This window comes from Shewanella sp. SW1 (assembly GCF_025653545.1).
Taxonomy (GTDB): Bacteria; Pseudomonadota; Gammaproteobacteria; order Enterobacterales; family Shewanellaceae; genus Shewanella; species Shewanella oncorhynchi.
This window is the reverse complement of sequence record NZ_JAKKSG010000056.1, coordinates 1-727: the sequence shown is the minus strand read 5'-3', so window position 1 is coordinate 727 and position 727 is coordinate 1. Positions and strand designations below refer to the sequence as shown.

Sequence of the window (727 nt, the reverse complement as noted above, 5' to 3'; positions counted from 1 at the left end):
ATCGTAGCAAGAAGTTGTAAAAACTCCTTGACGCGAAACGGGAAATGCGTAAAATACGCAGCCCTAGCCAACTGGAAGCGTTCGACGCTCAGTGTGGTACTCACCTTCTCTTACGAGGTTGAGTTGCTCTTTAACAAGATAAAACAAGAAATCTGTGTGGACACTCACAGGTGTTGAGTTAATCGAAACTGCTTAGCCTTCGGGTTGGCAGTCAAAAATTTAAATCAATGTAACAATGAGTGTTCATAGCAATATGTACATAATTTTGGTTYCGCTTTTTTAAAAGCGGAAACAAATGACAGAATTCATTGAGCCGTTTGACGTCAGTCAAACAACAAAACTTTAATTGAAGAGTTTGATCATGGCTCAGATTGAACGCTGGCGGCAGGCCTAACACATGCAAGTCGAGCGGCAGCACAAGGGAGTTTACTTCTGAGGTGGCGAGCGGCGGACGGGTGAGTAATGCCTAGGGATCTGSCCAGTCGAGGGGGATAACAGTTGGAAACGACTGCTAATACCGCATACGCCCTACGGGGGAAAGGAGGGGACCTTCGGGCCTTCCGCGATTGGATGAACCTAGGTGGGATTAGCTAGTTGGTGAGGTAATGGCTCACCAAGGCGACGATCCCTAGCTGTTCTGAGAGGATGATCAGCCACACTGGGACTGAGACACGGCCCAGACTCCTACGGGAGGCAGCAGTGGGGAATATTGCACAATGGGGGAAAC

The 727-nt window shown here is 48.4% G+C and carries 1 rRNA gene; it reads left to right on the top strand.

Features of this window, described 5'->3' with window-relative positions:
• Positions 1 to 343: 343 nt before the first annotated feature.
• Positions 344 to 727: ribosomal RNA gene (locus L5M71_RS23010) — 16S ribosomal RNA — on the top strand; the annotation flags it as partial.